This window comes from Pseudoduganella sp. R-31 (genome assembly GCF_049913235.1).
In the GTDB taxonomy this organism is placed as follows: domain Bacteria; phylum Pseudomonadota; class Gammaproteobacteria; order Burkholderiales; family Burkholderiaceae_D; genus Rugamonas.
In genome coordinates, this window is the sequence record NZ_CP183986.1 from 2,213,089 (window position 1) to 2,227,014 (window position 13,926).

The window sequence follows — 13,926 nt, forward strand, 5'->3', positions numbered from 1 at the left end:
CTGATGCGTCGATTGCGCTTCCTCACGGCGGCAGGCGTGCTCGCCGCCAGCCAGGCGACGCAGGCAGCGCCGCCTTCCCACTTCGGCGACGTGCTTGGCAATGGCCTGCTGTGCCGCGACCAGACCTCCAACCGTTATTATTTCGACTACCTCAGCCAGTATTTCGGGCGGCCTTACAAGCGCGAGGGCGGAGCCTACTGGTTCCGTACCAATGACGCGATCCTGTGGGGCTTTCCCGTGCTGGAAGTGATGATCAGCGACGAGAGCTTCCCCTACAGCTTTGTCGGCGCCGTGACCGACACCACGCCGGAGGAGCTCGAAAAGGCCATCCTTCGCCAGGACGGCCAGGCCTATGCGAAAATCGACACTTCGCGCTACCCGGTGCGGGAGTCCAAGCCGGGCAGCCGCATCGTCTATTTCAATACGCGCTCCAAGATATACTGCGCCAAATTCAAGCAACTGCCGCCCGCGCTGCGCTAAGCGCCCACCATGTACACGCAATACTTCAACCTCAGACAGCAGCCGTTTTCGATTGCCCCCGACCCGCGATACCTGTTCATGAGCGAACGGCACCGCGAGGCGCTGGCGCACCTCCTGTATGGCGTGGGCAGCGGCGGCGGCTTCGTGCTGCTGACCGGCGAGATCGGCGCCGGCAAGACCACGGTGTGCCGCTGCTTCATCGAACAGATTCCGGCCGACTGCCGCCTGGCCTATATCTTCAATCCCAAGCTGACGGTGGAAGAACTGCTGCAGTCGGTGTGCGATGAATTCGGCGTGGCGCCGGAAGGGGCGAGCGTCAAGTCCTATGTGGATGCGGTCAACAGCTACCTGCTGGAGTCGCATGCGGCGGGCCTGAATAATGTGCTGGTGATCGACGAGGCGCAAAACCTGTCGGCCGACGTGCTGGAGCAGTTGCGCCTCCTGACCAACCTGGAAACGAGCGAGCGCAAGCTGCTGCAGATTATCCTGATCGGCCAGCCGGAACTGCGCCAGATGCTGGCGCGCCCCGAGCTCGAGCAACTGGCGCAGCGCGTGATCGCGCGCTATCACCTGGGGCCATTGTCCGAGGCGGAAGTAGGCAGCTATATCCAGCACCGGCTGGCGGTGGCTGGCGCCGGGGCGGTGGAGCTGTTCCCGCGTGGCCTGCTGCGGCGCATCCACCAATTGAGCAAAGGCGTGCCGCGCCGGATCAACCTCTTGTGCGACCGGGCTTTGCTTGGCGCCTACGTTGAAAATCGTGCGCAGGTCAATGCCGTCATCCTGCGCCGCGCGGCGCAGGAAGTGTTTGCAGGCGAGAGCGCTCCAGTCGGGGCGCGGGCGTGGCGCGTGGCTGCAGCCGGAGTCTTGGCGGGGGCTGCGCTGACAGCCGCCGCGGCCTGGCAGCTGATGCCGTCGGTGCGCTCGCCGTCCGCTACGGGGGCCGCCGCCGCGCCGCGTGCACCCGCTGCCGCGCAGGCTGCTGCCCGTGCCTCTCAGGCGGCTGGCCGCGTGACGCAGGCCTCCGCCGCAAGTTCCGCTTCGGCCGCTGCCACGGCGCCGCAAGGGGCTGCATCGCCAGCGACCCTCGTCGCGCCAAGCTGGCTGACGATGGATGCCGCCCTGGGACAACTGGCGGCGAAGTGGGAAGTGGCATTGTCGGAAGGCGAAGGCTGCGCCGAAGCTTCCCGGCACAACCTGCGCTGCATGCAAGGCAAGGGCGGCCTCGAAGAAATCCGCAATCTCGACCGCCCCGCCATCATCAAACTGCGCGACGGCGATTCGCTGCCGCGCAATGTCCTGCTGACGGCCATCGACGGCAAGAGCGCCACGCTGGTTGGAGCGCGCGGCAGCGAAACGGTCTCGCTCGACGCCCTGGACGCCCGCTTCGACGGCACCTTCACCACCTTCTGGCGCGCGCCGCGCTCCTGGCGCGAGGAAGTCAGCGAAGGCGATAAAGGCCCGGACGTCGACTGGCTGGCCCGCCGCCTGGCACAAATAAACGGGGTCAAGAAACCGCGCGAGAACCTGCCACTAGCCGGCGAAACTTTGCGATACTTGCGCGAGTTCCAGCTTGCCCAGGGTTTGAAGGCCGACGGCGTGGCGGGACCGCGAACTTTCATCCGCCTGTCGCAGCCGGGCCGGGAGACCGAGCCGCACCTGTTGGCCAAGGCGGGTAATTAACATGTCCTATATTCTCGAAGCACTCAAAAAAGCGCAGGCCGAACGCCAGATCGGCAGCACCCCGACCATCCACGCACCCACGCTGGCCAGCGTGCCGGCCGGGCAGGGGGCGCGCAGCAGGCGTACGCCGGTGATCGTGGCCATGGCCCTGATGGCAGCCGCCATCGCCGGCCTCGCGACGATGCTGGTGCGCCAGCAGCCAGCCGCGAGCCAGCAGCCCGCCGCAAGCGCGCCGGTTGCCGCCGCTCCGGCCGCGGGTCCAGCGGCCGCCAACGGCAGCGCCACGCCTGTGGCCACGGCTTCCGGCCCGGGCGGCAACGCCCACAGCGCACCGGCAGCTCCTGCAGTCACCGTTGCCGGCGCCGCCCCGGCAGCGCCGGCCGCAGCGGTCACCGCAAGCCAGGCGCCAGCACGCCCAGGAGAAGCGCCTCCTGCACAGCAAGCTCCCGGCCAGCCAGCGGCCAACCAGCGTGCTGCCGACGCCCACGTCGCCGCTGCGCCACCCGCAGCCCGCGCCGCGGAGGCTCCCCGGTTGCCCGCCCAGAAGCAAGCCGGAAACGCGGCCCGCGGTGCAGACGTGACGCAGGCGGTCCCGGTCGCAGCGCAACCGCAGGCTGCAGTCCCGGCGCCAGCGCCGGCAGAAGAACAGGTGCAATCCCTGCGCGAGCTCCCTGAACCAATCCAGCGCGCCATCCCCCAGATCACCCTTGGTGGCTACATGTATTCGAAAAATCCCGCCGATCGCCTGCTCCTGATCGACAAAGTGCTGCGCAGGGAGGGCGAGGAAGTGGCCCCCGGCCTGATCCTGGACAAACTCCAGCCCAAGCAAGCCATCTTCAGCTTCCGCGGCTACCGCTACCGGGTACCGCTATGAGCAGCAAGCAGAACGTCGTCGGCGTCACCGGCCCCTCGGGCAGCGGCAAGACCACCCTGATCGAGTACCTGATCACCGAGCTGGCCGCGCGCGGATGGAAAGTCAACGTCATCAAGCATAGCCACCATGACTTCGAGCTTGAGCCGCCAAGGAAAGACAGCGCCCGTTTCCGCCATGCCGGCGCCGCCGAGGTGATGATCGCCTCGCCTTATCGTTTCGCCATCATCCATGAACTGCGTGGAGCCGAAGAACCCGGCGCCGACGAGCAACTGGCCCGCCTGCAGCCCGCCGACCTGACCCTGGTGGAAGGCTTCCATGCATGGCAAATCGACAAGCTGGAAGTTTACCGCGCCATCGCCGGCCAGCCGCCGCGTTACCTCGACGACCATACGATTGTCGCCGTCGCCTCCGACCAGCCCGCCCCGGAAGGCCTGCCGCCCCGCCTGCAATGGCTCGACCTGAACCGTCCCGACACCGTTCTGGCCTGGTTAATCAAAAAAATCGCGAGTCAGACCTAAAGTTCGCCAAATCCCATCCGTAAATCTGGATAGATATCAGTGGGAGGTTTAAATGGATGCGATGAGCATTGCAAAGCTGGCAACAACAATGGCCGATACGAGCAATCGTACCGAGGTTGGTTACGCCGTGTTAAAAAGAGCAATGGACGTGCAAGCCTCCAGCGCCCAGGCCCTGATCGAAGCGATTCCGCCAGCGACGCCTGCCGCCAACCTGCCATCCCACCTCGGCCAGAACATCAACACGACCGCCTGAACGCCGGTCGCCAGACCTCGCGCAGGCCGCAACGAACCCGCCGCACCGGCACCGGTGTCAGCGGGTTTTTTTTATGGTCTAATCGCAGACCTGCAAACCTACAGAGGAGACTCCGCATGAAAAACCGTCAAGCCCTGATCGCCGCCGCCCTGGCCACCGTCTGCGCCGCTACCAGCAGCGTTGCTTCCGCAGCCCAGGACAAGCCAGCAGCGGAAAAAGAAAAGTGCTACGGCATCGCCAAGGCTGGCCAGAACGACTGCGCCACCGGCACCCATGGCTGCTCCAACCAGGCCAAGACCGACAATATGGCAGGCGAATGGAAATTCGTCGCCAAAGGCACCTGCGAAAAAGCCGGCGGCAAGACCGCTGCGCCAGCCAAATAATCAATGACGCAACACGCGGTGGCGCGGGGAGCAGGCATTGGATTGCGGGCACCGCACTACCGCCAGTTCCTCGAGCAGCGGCCACGCGCCGCCTGGCTTGAAGTTCACACTGAAAACTACCTCGACCAGGCCGGCGGCGACTTCCACGTATTGCAGGAACTGAGGCGCGACTACGCGATCAGCCTGCACGGCGTAGGCCTGGGCCTCGGTTCGGCACGCGGATTCAGTGCCGGTCACCTGGAGCGTGTCGTGAGCCTCGCCCAGCGCATTGAACCGGCGCTGGTCTCCGAACACCTGTGCTGGGGCGCCATTGTCGACCGCCACCTCAACGACCTGCTGCCGCTGGCGCTGAACCACGCCGCGCTCGACCTGATGGCGGAGCGGGTAGGACGCATGCAGGACGCCCTTGGGCGCGCCATCCTGCTCGAAAACGTTTCCAGCTTCGTGCGCTTCGCCGACGACGCAATGAGCGAAGCAGAATTCCTCGCTGCGCTCGCGCGCCGCAGCGGTTGCGGCCTGCTGCTGGACGTGAACAACCTCTACGTCAACCAGCTGAACCACGGCGAAGACGCCATGGCGGCGCTGCAAGCGATCGCCCCCGGCACAGTCGGGGAAATCCACCTCGCCGGACACCTCGTCACACCCGATGCCGTGGTCGACCATCACGGCGCAGTCGTCGCCGATCCGGTCTGGCGGCTGTACGAAGCAGCGTTAAGCCGCTTCGGCGCCGTCCCCACGCTGATCGAATGGGACACCGATATCCCGCCCCTGGAAGTCCTGCTTGGCGAGGCCGGCAAGGCAGCTGCGATTGCCGAACACTTCCCGCCTCCTGAGAAAGTCGACTGGGGCTCCGGGAGCCGGAGCGGGCAATGCCTGCCGGTCGGCTGCGACGCCTTGGCCGCGCAGCAGCAAGCATTTTCCGACGCCTTGTTCTCGCCTGCTGCCGAGGCCACGCTACAGCTCAGGCACGGCGAACGCTTCGGCCTGTACCGAGGCAACCTGGCTTCGACCTGGACCAGGGCCCTGGCCGCCGCTTATCCTGTGATTGCGCAACTGGTGGGCGCAGAATTCTTCGCCGCCCTGGCGCGCGAATACGGCCGCGCCCACCCTTCCGACAGTGGAGACCTGAACCGCTTCGGCGCACACTTCGAGCCCTTCCTGCGCAGCTTCGAGCACGTCAAGGACTTGCCCTACCTTCCAGACATGGCGTGCCTGGAATGGCAGCTGCACCGCATCCATTACGCGCGGCACGAGCCCGCGCTGCAGGCGAAGGACATCAACCCGCAAACGGTGGAGGGCCAAAGCTTCCCCTGGCAGCCTACCGCCAAGCTATTTGAATCGGAATGGGCAGTCGTGCCCCTCTGGCTGGCCCATCAGGGCATGCCATTCCCACGGAAGATGGACGAGCCAAGCCGCGCGCTGCTCAGCCGCCCCGAATGGACAGCCCAGGTCACGCTGCTGCAAGTGCCGCAATACGCAGCGCTGCAGGCATTAAAAGAAGGGAAGGCATTCGGCGACGCGCTCGACGCCGCCTTTGCGCTGGATGAGAACTTCGACGTTGCCGCCAGCCTCCAGCAATGGCTGCAGCAGCAAATCCTAGTTAAACGCCCGCATTAACTTGTCTTCGCCGGACAAGTCCCGGTGCAGCAGGTTGGCGCGGTGGGTCGCCTCGATCATGCGCAGGAGCTGCGCGTCTTCACACCGTTCCAGTTCCTCGTTGGCGGCCAGCAAAGCCTGGGCGAGCTTGGCGCGCGCCGACTGGTACAGCACGCTGGTGTAATGATCGGTATTCTTGAGCAGCTCCTCGGCATTCTCGATGACCTGCCGCAGGTCGCCGATCAGTTGTTCCTGGGACTGCACTTGCTTCTCGTCGGGACCATCCATGGAGCTAACCCTCCGCGCGGATCAATCAGGCCGCACTGCCCTCGGCATGAACGTCGATCTGCACGTCGCCCAGGCGCACCTTCTGGCCCGCCCGGATCTTCGCCGTCTTGCGCAACTCCTGTTTGCCGTCGACCTTGACGTCGCCGCTAGCCACGATCTGCTTGCCGGCGCCGCCGCTGTCGCACAGGCCGACCACTTTCAGGAGCTGGTTCAGCTCGATGTACTCGCCTGTCAATTCGAAATCTACTTTCTGCATTTTAATCCTCTTTCTGTTGGGTTGGCGCGGAGGTGTTGTATTCCCACCTGGCATTAACCCTTGCCGCCTGGCTTGGTCATCTCCAGTGGAACAATCCACTCGTTGAACTGGCTTTCGTTCACAAAACCAAGGGCCAGTGCGGCTTCTTTCAAGGTCGTGCCCTCGTGCTGCGCCTTCTTCGCGATTTGCGCGGCGCGATCATAACCGATATGCGGGGCCAGGGCGGTGACCAGCATCAGCGACCGTTCCATCAGTTCTTCGATGCGGCCCAGGTTCGGCTCGATACCGTGTGCGCAATGCTCGTCGAAGCTGCGCATGCCATCGGCCAGCAGGCGGGCGCTTTGCAGGAAGTTGTGGGCGATCAGCGGCTTGAAGACGTTCAGCTCGAAATTGCCGGACGAGCCGCCAACGGTAATGGCCACGTCGTTGCCGAACACCTGGCAGCACAGCATGGTCAGTGCTTCGCTTTGGGTGGGGTTGACCTTGCCCGGCATGATCGAGCTGCCCGGCTCATTCTCGGGGATGCTGATTTCACCGAGGCCGGAGCGCGGGCCGGAAGCCATCCAGCGCACGTCATTGGCCAGCTTCATGAGTGCCGTGGCCAGGGTTTTCAGCGCGCCGTGAGCCGATACCAGGGCGTCATGCCCGGCCAGTGCGGCGAACTTGTTGTCGGCGGTGCGGAAGGGGAGTTTCAGGCGGCTCGCCAGTTCGGCTGCGATACGGCTGGCGTACTCGGGGTGCGAATTCAGTCCCGTGCCCACCGCGGTGCCGCCGGCTGCCAGTTCCAGCACGGCGGGGAGGGTGGCTTCGATGGCTCTCTCCGCATAGTCCAGTTGGGCGACGTAGCCGGAAAACTCCTGGCCAAGGGTGAGCGGTGTTGCATCCTGCAGGTGCGTGCGGCCGATCTTGACGATGCCCTCGAACGCCTGCGCCTTCGCCTGCAAGGTGGCGCGCAGCTGGCGCAGGGCTGGCAGCACATTGTTCGCGACTGCCTGCGCCGCCGCCACATGCATTGCGGTGGGGAAGATGTCGTTCGACGACTGCCCCTTGTTGACGTCATCGTTCGGGTGCAGCTTGCGCCCTTCGCCGCGCTCGCCTCCCATCAGCTCGGAGCCGCGGTTGGCCAGCATCTCGTTCATATTCATATTGGACTGGGTGCCCGAGCCGGTTTGCCACACGGCCAGCGGGAACTCGCCCGGATGCTTCCCATCCAGGACTTCATCGGCGGCCTCCATGATGGCCTTGGCTTTGACGCTATCGAGCACCCCGAGGTCGACGTTCACCTTGGCCGCCGCGCGCTTCACGCTGGCGAGGGCGGCGATCAGTTCGGCCGGCATGCGTTCGCTGGAAATGCGGAAGTGCTCGAGCGAGCGCTGGGTCTGCGCACCCCACAACTGGCTGGCTGGAACTTCAATCGGGCCAAAGCTGTCGCGCTCGGTTCTGCTGTTCATGTGCGGCTCCCTCGTTGGAAAGTGATGACTGGATTCTAACGCCAATGCTGCTTACTCTGCCGAGGCCTACAAAATCGGGATATTCTGCCGTTAATGAGTACATTGAAGTAATAGGCCTGTCCTCCATGTTAAGCAAACGATTGATCATTCGCGCCTTTGCGCTGCCGGTCTGCGCTGCTGCCCTGTGCGGTTCGCTGCGGGCGGCCGAGCTGGGCGAAATAAAGGTCAATTCCCACATTGGCCAGCAGCTTTCGGCGGACATCGAATTGGTCGACCTGACGGCGGCCGACTTGGCCGACATCCAGGCTCGGCTCGCCAATCCGGACGTGTTCAAGGGCGCCAATGTGGCCATGCCGCCTGCGCTGGGCGGCCTGTATATCTCGATTGCCAAGCGCGACAACAAGCGCTTCCTGCACCTGACCACGCTGCAGCCAGTGAATGCCGAGGCCTTGCATCTTTTCCTGGAGTTGAATAGTGGAGGGCGGCAGATCATCCGAGCCGCTTCGCTCTGGCTGACGCCGGAACCTTCGGGCCAGCGCGCTGCGGCTGTGGCCGCGATGCCGGCGGCGGAGCCGCTGCCTATGGCCGTTGCAGCAAGCAAGCCGGCCGCAGCCCCTCCCACATCGGGAGACAACGGCGAGGCGGGATTGAATGAAGCCGCCCAGCGTGCCTTTGCCCACCGCCAGCAGGTCGCCTTGGCGAAGGCACAGGAGCGAAGTGCCAACCCTGCGCCGCAAGCTGCACTGGTCACCGGCCCGAAGGCGGGGCCAGGCCCTGGGTCCGGGACGACGGCGCCTGTCCGCCAGCCAACCTCCAAACCGGCACAGCTGCCCACAGCCGTTCCCGCTGCGCCGGCGGCTTCCGCGCCCGCACAGTCTTGCGCCCCTGCGCAGCAGGTGGAAGCCCAGCTCCGTCAATGTGAAGCCATGACAAGCAAGCTGGCCGATATCGAAGGCAAGGTGCATCGCCTGCAAACCGCCATGGTGGCGCCTGCTGCCGCTGCGCCTGCGCGAACAGTCGAGTTGAAACCCGAAGCCGCGCCTGCCAAGCCAGCCGTTGCCCCGAACAAGCCAGGCGCGACGCCAGCCAAGCCGGGCGCCACTCCTGTCAAGCCCGGCGTTGCAGCAGATCTCGCGGCCAACCCGCGCAGCCGGCTGGCCATGATCGCCGGTGGTGTGCTGGCGGGGTTGGCGGCGCTCGGCGGCCTGATCTACTTCCTGCGCAAGCGCCAGGCGAAAGGCCCGCTGAAGATCTGGCAATCCTTCCGCAAGAAAGGGGGCGCGGAGGATGACGTGCCAACGCTGGAGGACGCAGTGGAGGTTGCTGCACACTAGTAACTACCGTTGCATTCCAGTGCTGGACAAGATTTTTTTACCTGCGTTATACTGGGCTCACACGGACCGGGTTCTGCCGCAGTCACCACCGATAGCGTGACGCGAACCGCAGAGCGACGTTGAAGAAACGACCCCGTCTGGAAGCAGTTCATAGCCGACTGAGGCGATATGAACGCCGGGTGCAACCGGCGCTGAGGCGACGCCAGGAGATACCTGGTGCTCGCCCCTCCGAATTCCAGGGCGCCCCAAGTGGGCGCCTTTTGTTTTAAAGGGTACGTCCCTTTAAAACAAAAAAGCGCCCGGAGGCGCTTTTATTGAGGGGCAGGCCGACTTAGCCGTTCAGGCGACTCTGCCAAGGATCGGTCACTTCGCGGATGGTGCGGTCGTTGGCCATGATCTGCTTCAGCAGTTCGATCTTGCGCTTGCGGGCGTCACCCTGCAGGGGAGCGGCACCGCCCATCAGGGCTACCGAAGCCGCAGCGCACTGGTTTTCCATGCTGTCGAGCGAATCCCAGTCGCTGGCTTGCGCGGCGCCCACCATCTGGCTGGTCAAACCGGCAATTTTTTCGTAGGTAGCGAGAATTTGGGTCGAGGACATTTTGAGCCTTGGATTCTGTGCGCGGAGTACCGCATGTCAGGATTAACGTCAGGCTCGGAAGGAACTTTAGGGTCTTTCTGAAAAATATTTGAGAAAATTCCAAAAAAATGCCGTTGCGCCCCCATCCCAAGGGTCACAACGGCAGACATCAAGCGAAATCGATTAGCTGATCAACTCATCCAGGCCGGCGCTCAGCTCGTCCAGCGATGGCATCTGGTCAATCAGCGCGTTCTCTTCCAGGCCCAGGCTTTCGGCAACTTCGGTCGGGTAGCAGGCCGCGATTGCGTCCGGGGACAGTTTGTTCTCGTCGACGCGGGCACGCCAGGCCGCCAGGTGAATCACTGCAGCCAGTTCGTTCTCGCCGGGATTAGGGATGGCGGCAATGGTCTCGCCAAAGGTTGGCGGGAATTTCCAGCGGTTGGCCAGTTCGGCGCCCACGTCGGCATAGGTGTAGCCCAGCGCGTTCTTTTCAATTTCCAGGCGGCGCTCGTCCAGCGGGCTTGCCACTTTGTCGAGTGCCTGCGCTTGCTCGGACATGCCGGCATGGATTACCAGCTGGCCGATCGCATGCATCATGCCAATGGTGAAGGCGAGGTCGGTGTTTTGCTTGCAAGCCTTGGCGATGAACTTGGCGCCCACGGCGGTGCGCAGGCTGTAGCGCCAGAACTGGCGCAAATCCATGCCGGGAACGGTCTTGAAGCCGCTCACCAGGCCGGAGCTGATCACCAGCGTGCGCACGGTGACAAAGCCCAGCATCAGGATGGCATCTTCAACGGTGCCAATCGAACGCGACACATGGTAGTAGGCGGAATTCGCCAGGCGCAGCAGTTTGGCGCTCAGCACGGGGTCGGCCGACAGCTTCTTTGCAATTTCCTCGGTGGAGACGCTGGCCTTGTCGAAGCTGCTGATCAATTCGTCAACAACCTTCGGGGCGGTTGGCAACGCAGTTGGATTCTGGAACAGTGCTTCGAGCTTCATGAAAAATCTCCTCTAAATTCGGCGTTGCTGTGGGTGAAACTATATAGCGATTCCAGAGGGGAGTGCAGCAAGTTTTTAACATTCGTTGGCCGCGCTGCACAGCATTCCCAGCTTTCTGCATTTGATCCCCGAAATTTGCAGTCTGTCGCAACGGGGCGATGTCACGCTTGCGTTGCAGTTAGAGTGCAGCCTGGCTCATTCCGCCACTTATAACTAGATAGGGATACAAAAAATGCAAGCATCCAACCGCGTTACGCCGCTCAAGCTGGCCCTTACCCTGGCCTTCTGTGGAGCCACCTTTGGATTGGCCCCGGCGATTGCCCAACAGGCAGCCCCGGCCGCGCAAACGCAAGACGCCGTCCCGCTGCCGGGCGACGATTTCTTTGGCCATGTGAACGCCGAATGGCTGGCCAAGACCCAGATCCCGGCCGACAAAGGCAGCTGGGGCGCCGGTTCGGCGCTGGGCGATGCGACCAACGAGCGCATCGTCAAGCTGATCGACGAAACCGCCGCCAAGTCGCCAACCGGCGACACCCGCCGCGTGACGGACTTCTACCGCAGCTTCATGGACGAAGCGGCAATTGAAGCGCATGGCCTGAAATCGCTCAAGCCGGAACTGGAAAAGATCGACGCCATCAAGGACAAGGCCGCGCTGGTTCGCGCCCTGGCTACCTCCATCCGCGCCGACGTGGATCCGCTGAACTCCACTAATTTCTACACCGAGAACCTGTTCGGCATCTGGATCGCACAGGGCCTGACCGACCCGAAGCACTACACTCCATACATCCTGCAGGGCGGCCTGGGCATGCCGGACCGTGCCTACTACCTGGACGACAACCAGCGCATGCACCAGCTGCGCACCGCCTACCAGGCCCACATCGCCGCCATGCTGAAGCTGGCCGGCTATAGCGAGCCGGAAACCCGTGCCGCGCGCGTGTATGAGCTGGAGCGCAAGCTGGCCCAGGCCCACGGCAGCCGCGAGGATTCGGCCGACATCCAGAAAGCCAACAACACCTGGACCATGCGCGACTTCGCCGCCAAGGCGCCAGGCATGGACTGGCGCGCCTTCTTCCGCGCCGCCGGCCTGGGCAAGCAGAACAAGTTCATTGTCTATCACCCGACCGCAATTACCGGTAGCGCCGCCCTCGTGAACGAGATGCCGCTGCAAGCCTGGAAGGACTTCCTGGCCTTCCACACCGTGAACCACTTCGGCGGCTTCCTGCCGAAAGCCTTCGTCGACCAGCGCTTTGAATTCTACGGCCGCACCATGAACGGCACGCCGCAACTGTCGCCGCGCTGGAAACGCGGCCTGAGCGCAGTCAATAACGCGCTGCCGGATGCCGCCGGCAAGATGTACGTCGAACGCTACTTCCCGGCTGAAGCCAAGGCGCGCCTGCAAACCATGGTGGCCAATATCGTCGACTCCTTCCGCAAGCGCGTCGATGCGCTGGACTGGATGGCGCCTGCCACCAAGAAGGAAGCGCAGGAAAAACTGCGCACCCTGTACGTTGGCGTGGGCTATCCGGACAAATGGACTTCCTACGAAGGCCTGGAAATCAAGGCTGACGACGCCATGGGCAACGCCCTGCGCGCCGAGCAGTTCCACTACAAGCAGCAGCTGGCGAAACTGGGCAAGAAGGTTGACCCAACCGAATGGTGCATGCCGCCGCACGTGGTGAACGCCGTGAACATGCCGATGCAGAATGCGCTGAACTTCCCCGCCGCCATCCTGCAGCCGCCATTCTTCGACATGAAGGCCAGCGATGCGCTGAACTATGGCGCGATCGGCGCCGTGATCGGCCATGAGATCAGCCACAGCTTCGACGACCAGGGCGCCCAGTTCGACTCCAAGGGCCGCCTGCGCGACTGGTGGACCAAGGAAGACGGCGAGCACTTCAAGCAGGCAGCCGCCAAGCTGGTGGCACAGTACGACGCCTATGAAGCCTTCCCGGACCTGAAGTTGAACGGCACCCTGACCCTGAGCGAAAACCTGGCCGACCTGGCGGGCCTGGCTGCAGCCCTGGACGCCTACCACGTTTCGCTGGGCGGCAAAGCCACCCCGGCGCAGGACCGTGACTTCTTCAACGGCTACGCCGCAAGCTGGGCCAACAAGGCCCGCGACGCCTCGCTGCGCAACCAGGTCATGACCGACGGCCACTCGCCGGCCAAGTGGCGCACCTACACCGTGCGCAACCTGGACGCCTGGTACCAGGCCTACGACGTGAAGCCTGGCCAGAAGCTGTACCTGGCGCCTGAACAGCGCGTGCGCGTCTGGTAAAGTAGGAGGATGGACGACATCGAGCAGATCACCCGCCGCACGCTGGAACACTACGAGCGCAACGCGCAAGCCTTCCTCGAAGGCACGCGCGACCACGACGTAAGCCAGAACATTGCGGCGCTGCTCGATGCGATTGAAGGAACGCCTCCGTTCCGCATCCTCGACCTGGGTTGCGGCCCTGGCCGCGACCTGCGCACCTTCAAGGCGCTTGGACATGAGCCGGTCGGCCTCGACGGCTCAGCCCATTTCGTGGAAATGGCGCAGAACTGGAGCGGATGCACAGTCCTGCACCAGGATTTCGTCGCGCTGGACCTGCCGCCCGTGTCGTTTGACGGCATCTTTGCCAACGCCTCCCTGTTCCACGTTCCCAGTGCCGTGCTGCCCGATGTGCTGAAGCGCCTGCATGCAGCGCTGAAACCGCGCGGCGTGCTGTTCAGCTCCAACCCTCGCGGTCACAATGAGGAAGGATGGAACGGTCCTCGTTATGGCTGTTACTACGATTTCGAGACCTGGTTTGAAGTCGTCACCGCAGCCGGCTTCGAGCCCATCACCCACTATTACCGCCCGGCAGGCTTGCCGCGCGAACAGCAGCCATGGCTGGCTTCAGTCTGGCGTAAAGCCTAGTTCTGTTAGCTTGCGTACAGTGGGTCTCGATGCCGATTCGTATCATTTGCTCGTCTCACTTTTTTAATGAGGAGCGCATCATGAACAAGGACCAAGTGAAGGGCAAAGCCAAGGAAATCGGCGGCAAGATCCAGGAAGAAACCGGCGAACTGGTCGGCAGCTCGAAACAACAGGTGAAGGGCGTCGCCAAGCAGGTTGAAGGCAAGCTGCAGAAACAGCGCGGCGACCTGCGTGAAGCCATCGACGATGCCACGGACGAGCTGATCGACCGCGGCAACCGTCAATAAGTGAACACACGGCAAGGCCGGCCCTCCCGGAGCCCGGCCTTGCTGTGC

16 protein-coding genes are annotated in these 13,926 nt (G+C 63.6%); 11 read left to right on the top strand and 5 right to left on the bottom strand.

Going from position 1 to position 13,926, the window contains the following annotated elements; translation table 11 throughout:
• The first annotated feature begins 3 nt into the window (after positions 1–3).
• The 7 genes from ACN9MY_RS10085 (at position 4) to ACN9MY_RS10115 (ending at position 5,805) form a co-directional block, all read left to right on the top strand.
• Positions 4–480, top strand: a complete 477-nt coding sequence (locus ACN9MY_RS10085; RefSeq protein ID WP_426170322.1) for a hypothetical protein — start codon at positions 4–6, stop codon at positions 478–480.
• 9 nt (positions 481–489) lie between these two features.
• Positions 490–2,160: an AAA family ATPase gene (locus ACN9MY_RS10090; protein ID WP_426337254.1), complete on the top strand. Its 1,671-nt coding sequence runs from the start codon at positions 490–492 to the stop codon at positions 2,158–2,160.
• Between the two features lies 1 nt (position 2,161).
• Positions 2,162–3,034 (top strand): general secretion pathway protein GspB, encoded by an 873-nt coding sequence (locus ACN9MY_RS10095; protein WP_426337255.1) that lies wholly within the window; start codon positions 2,162–2,164, stop codon positions 3,032–3,034.
• A complete protein-coding gene (mobB, locus tag ACN9MY_RS10100; RefSeq protein ID WP_426337256.1) occupies positions 3,031–3,552 on the top strand; it encodes a molybdopterin-guanine dinucleotide biosynthesis protein B in 522 nt (173 codons plus the stop codon). The genes ACN9MY_RS10095 and mobB overlap by 4 nt, the downstream gene beginning before the upstream one ends.
• A gap of 52 nt (positions 3,553–3,604) precedes the next feature.
• On the top strand, positions 3,605–3,805 hold the full coding sequence (locus ACN9MY_RS10105; protein ID WP_426170328.1) for a YjfB family protein: 201 nt from the start codon (positions 3,605–3,607) through the stop codon (positions 3,803–3,805).
• Positions 3,806–3,921: 116 nt separating this feature from the next.
• Positions 3,922–4,188, top strand: a complete 267-nt coding sequence (locus ACN9MY_RS10110) for a DUF2282 domain-containing protein (RefSeq protein ID WP_426337257.1) — start codon at positions 3,922–3,924, stop codon at positions 4,186–4,188.
• A 3-nt stretch (positions 4,189–4,191) separates the two neighbouring features.
• Positions 4,192–5,805 (top strand): DUF692 family multinuclear iron-containing protein, encoded by a 1,614-nt coding sequence (locus ACN9MY_RS10115; RefSeq protein ID WP_426337258.1) that lies wholly within the window; start codon positions 4,192–4,194, stop codon positions 5,803–5,805.
• Here the strand turns inward: ACN9MY_RS10115 and ACN9MY_RS10120 are convergent.
• Genes ACN9MY_RS10120 through fumC form a run of 3 tightly spaced genes read right to left on the bottom strand, consistent with a single transcriptional unit; the run spans position 5,785 to position 7,779 of the window.
• Positions 5,785–6,072: a DUF883 family protein gene (locus ACN9MY_RS10120; protein WP_426322131.1), complete on the bottom strand. Its 288-nt coding sequence runs from the start codon at positions 6,070–6,072 to the stop codon at positions 5,785–5,787. The genes ACN9MY_RS10115 and ACN9MY_RS10120 overlap by 21 nt on opposite strands.
• Positions 6,073–6,097: 25 nt before the next feature.
• Positions 6,098–6,328 carry an RNA-binding S4 domain-containing protein gene (locus ACN9MY_RS10125; protein ID WP_028100522.1) on the bottom strand — a complete coding sequence of 77 codons (231 nt, stop codon included), beginning with the start codon at positions 6,326–6,328 and terminating at the stop codon, positions 6,098–6,100.
• A 53-nt stretch (positions 6,329–6,381) separates the two neighbouring features.
• Positions 6,382–7,779: a class II fumarate hydratase gene (fumC, locus tag ACN9MY_RS10130; RefSeq protein WP_426337259.1), complete on the bottom strand. Its 1,398-nt coding sequence runs from the start codon at positions 7,777–7,779 to the stop codon at positions 6,382–6,384.
• 125 nt (positions 7,780–7,904) lie between these two features.
• On the opposite strand from fumC, the gene ACN9MY_RS10135 reads away from it, so the two are divergent.
• Positions 7,905–9,113, top strand: a complete 1,209-nt coding sequence (locus ACN9MY_RS10135) for a type IV pilus assembly protein FimV (protein WP_426170338.1) — start codon at positions 7,905–7,907, stop codon at positions 9,111–9,113.
• 331 nt (positions 9,114–9,444) lie between these two features.
• Here ACN9MY_RS10135 and ACN9MY_RS10140 read toward each other — a convergent pair whose 3' ends face one another.
• Both ACN9MY_RS10140 and ACN9MY_RS10145 read right to left on the bottom strand, forming a co-directional pair.
• Positions 9,445–9,711, bottom strand: a complete 267-nt coding sequence (locus ACN9MY_RS10140; RefSeq protein WP_426170339.1) for a flagellar protein FliT — start codon at positions 9,709–9,711, stop codon at positions 9,445–9,447.
• A 162-nt stretch (positions 9,712–9,873) separates the two neighbouring features.
• Complete coding sequence (locus tag ACN9MY_RS10145) at positions 9,874–10,689, bottom strand: HDOD domain-containing protein (RefSeq protein ID WP_426170341.1); 816 nt, start codon at positions 10,687–10,689, stop codon at positions 9,874–9,876.
• Between the two features lie 232 nt (positions 10,690–10,921).
• On the opposite strand from ACN9MY_RS10145, the gene ACN9MY_RS10150 reads away from it, so the two are divergent.
• From ACN9MY_RS10150 to ACN9MY_RS10160, 3 genes are all read left to right on the top strand, one after another.
• Positions 10,922–12,967, top strand: a complete 2,046-nt coding sequence (locus tag ACN9MY_RS10150) for a M13 family metallopeptidase (protein ID WP_426322138.1) — start codon at positions 10,922–10,924, stop codon at positions 12,965–12,967.
• A 9-nt stretch (positions 12,968–12,976) separates the two neighbouring features.
• Positions 12,977–13,591, top strand: coding sequence for a class I SAM-dependent methyltransferase (locus ACN9MY_RS10155; RefSeq protein WP_426322140.1), 615 nt, complete (start codon positions 12,977–12,979; stop codon positions 13,589–13,591).
• A gap of 80 nt (positions 13,592–13,671) precedes the next feature.
• On the top strand, positions 13,672–13,878 hold the full coding sequence (locus ACN9MY_RS10160; protein WP_057261494.1) for a CsbD family protein: 207 nt from the start codon (positions 13,672–13,674) through the stop codon (positions 13,876–13,878).
• Positions 13,879–13,926: the final 48 nt, after the last annotated feature.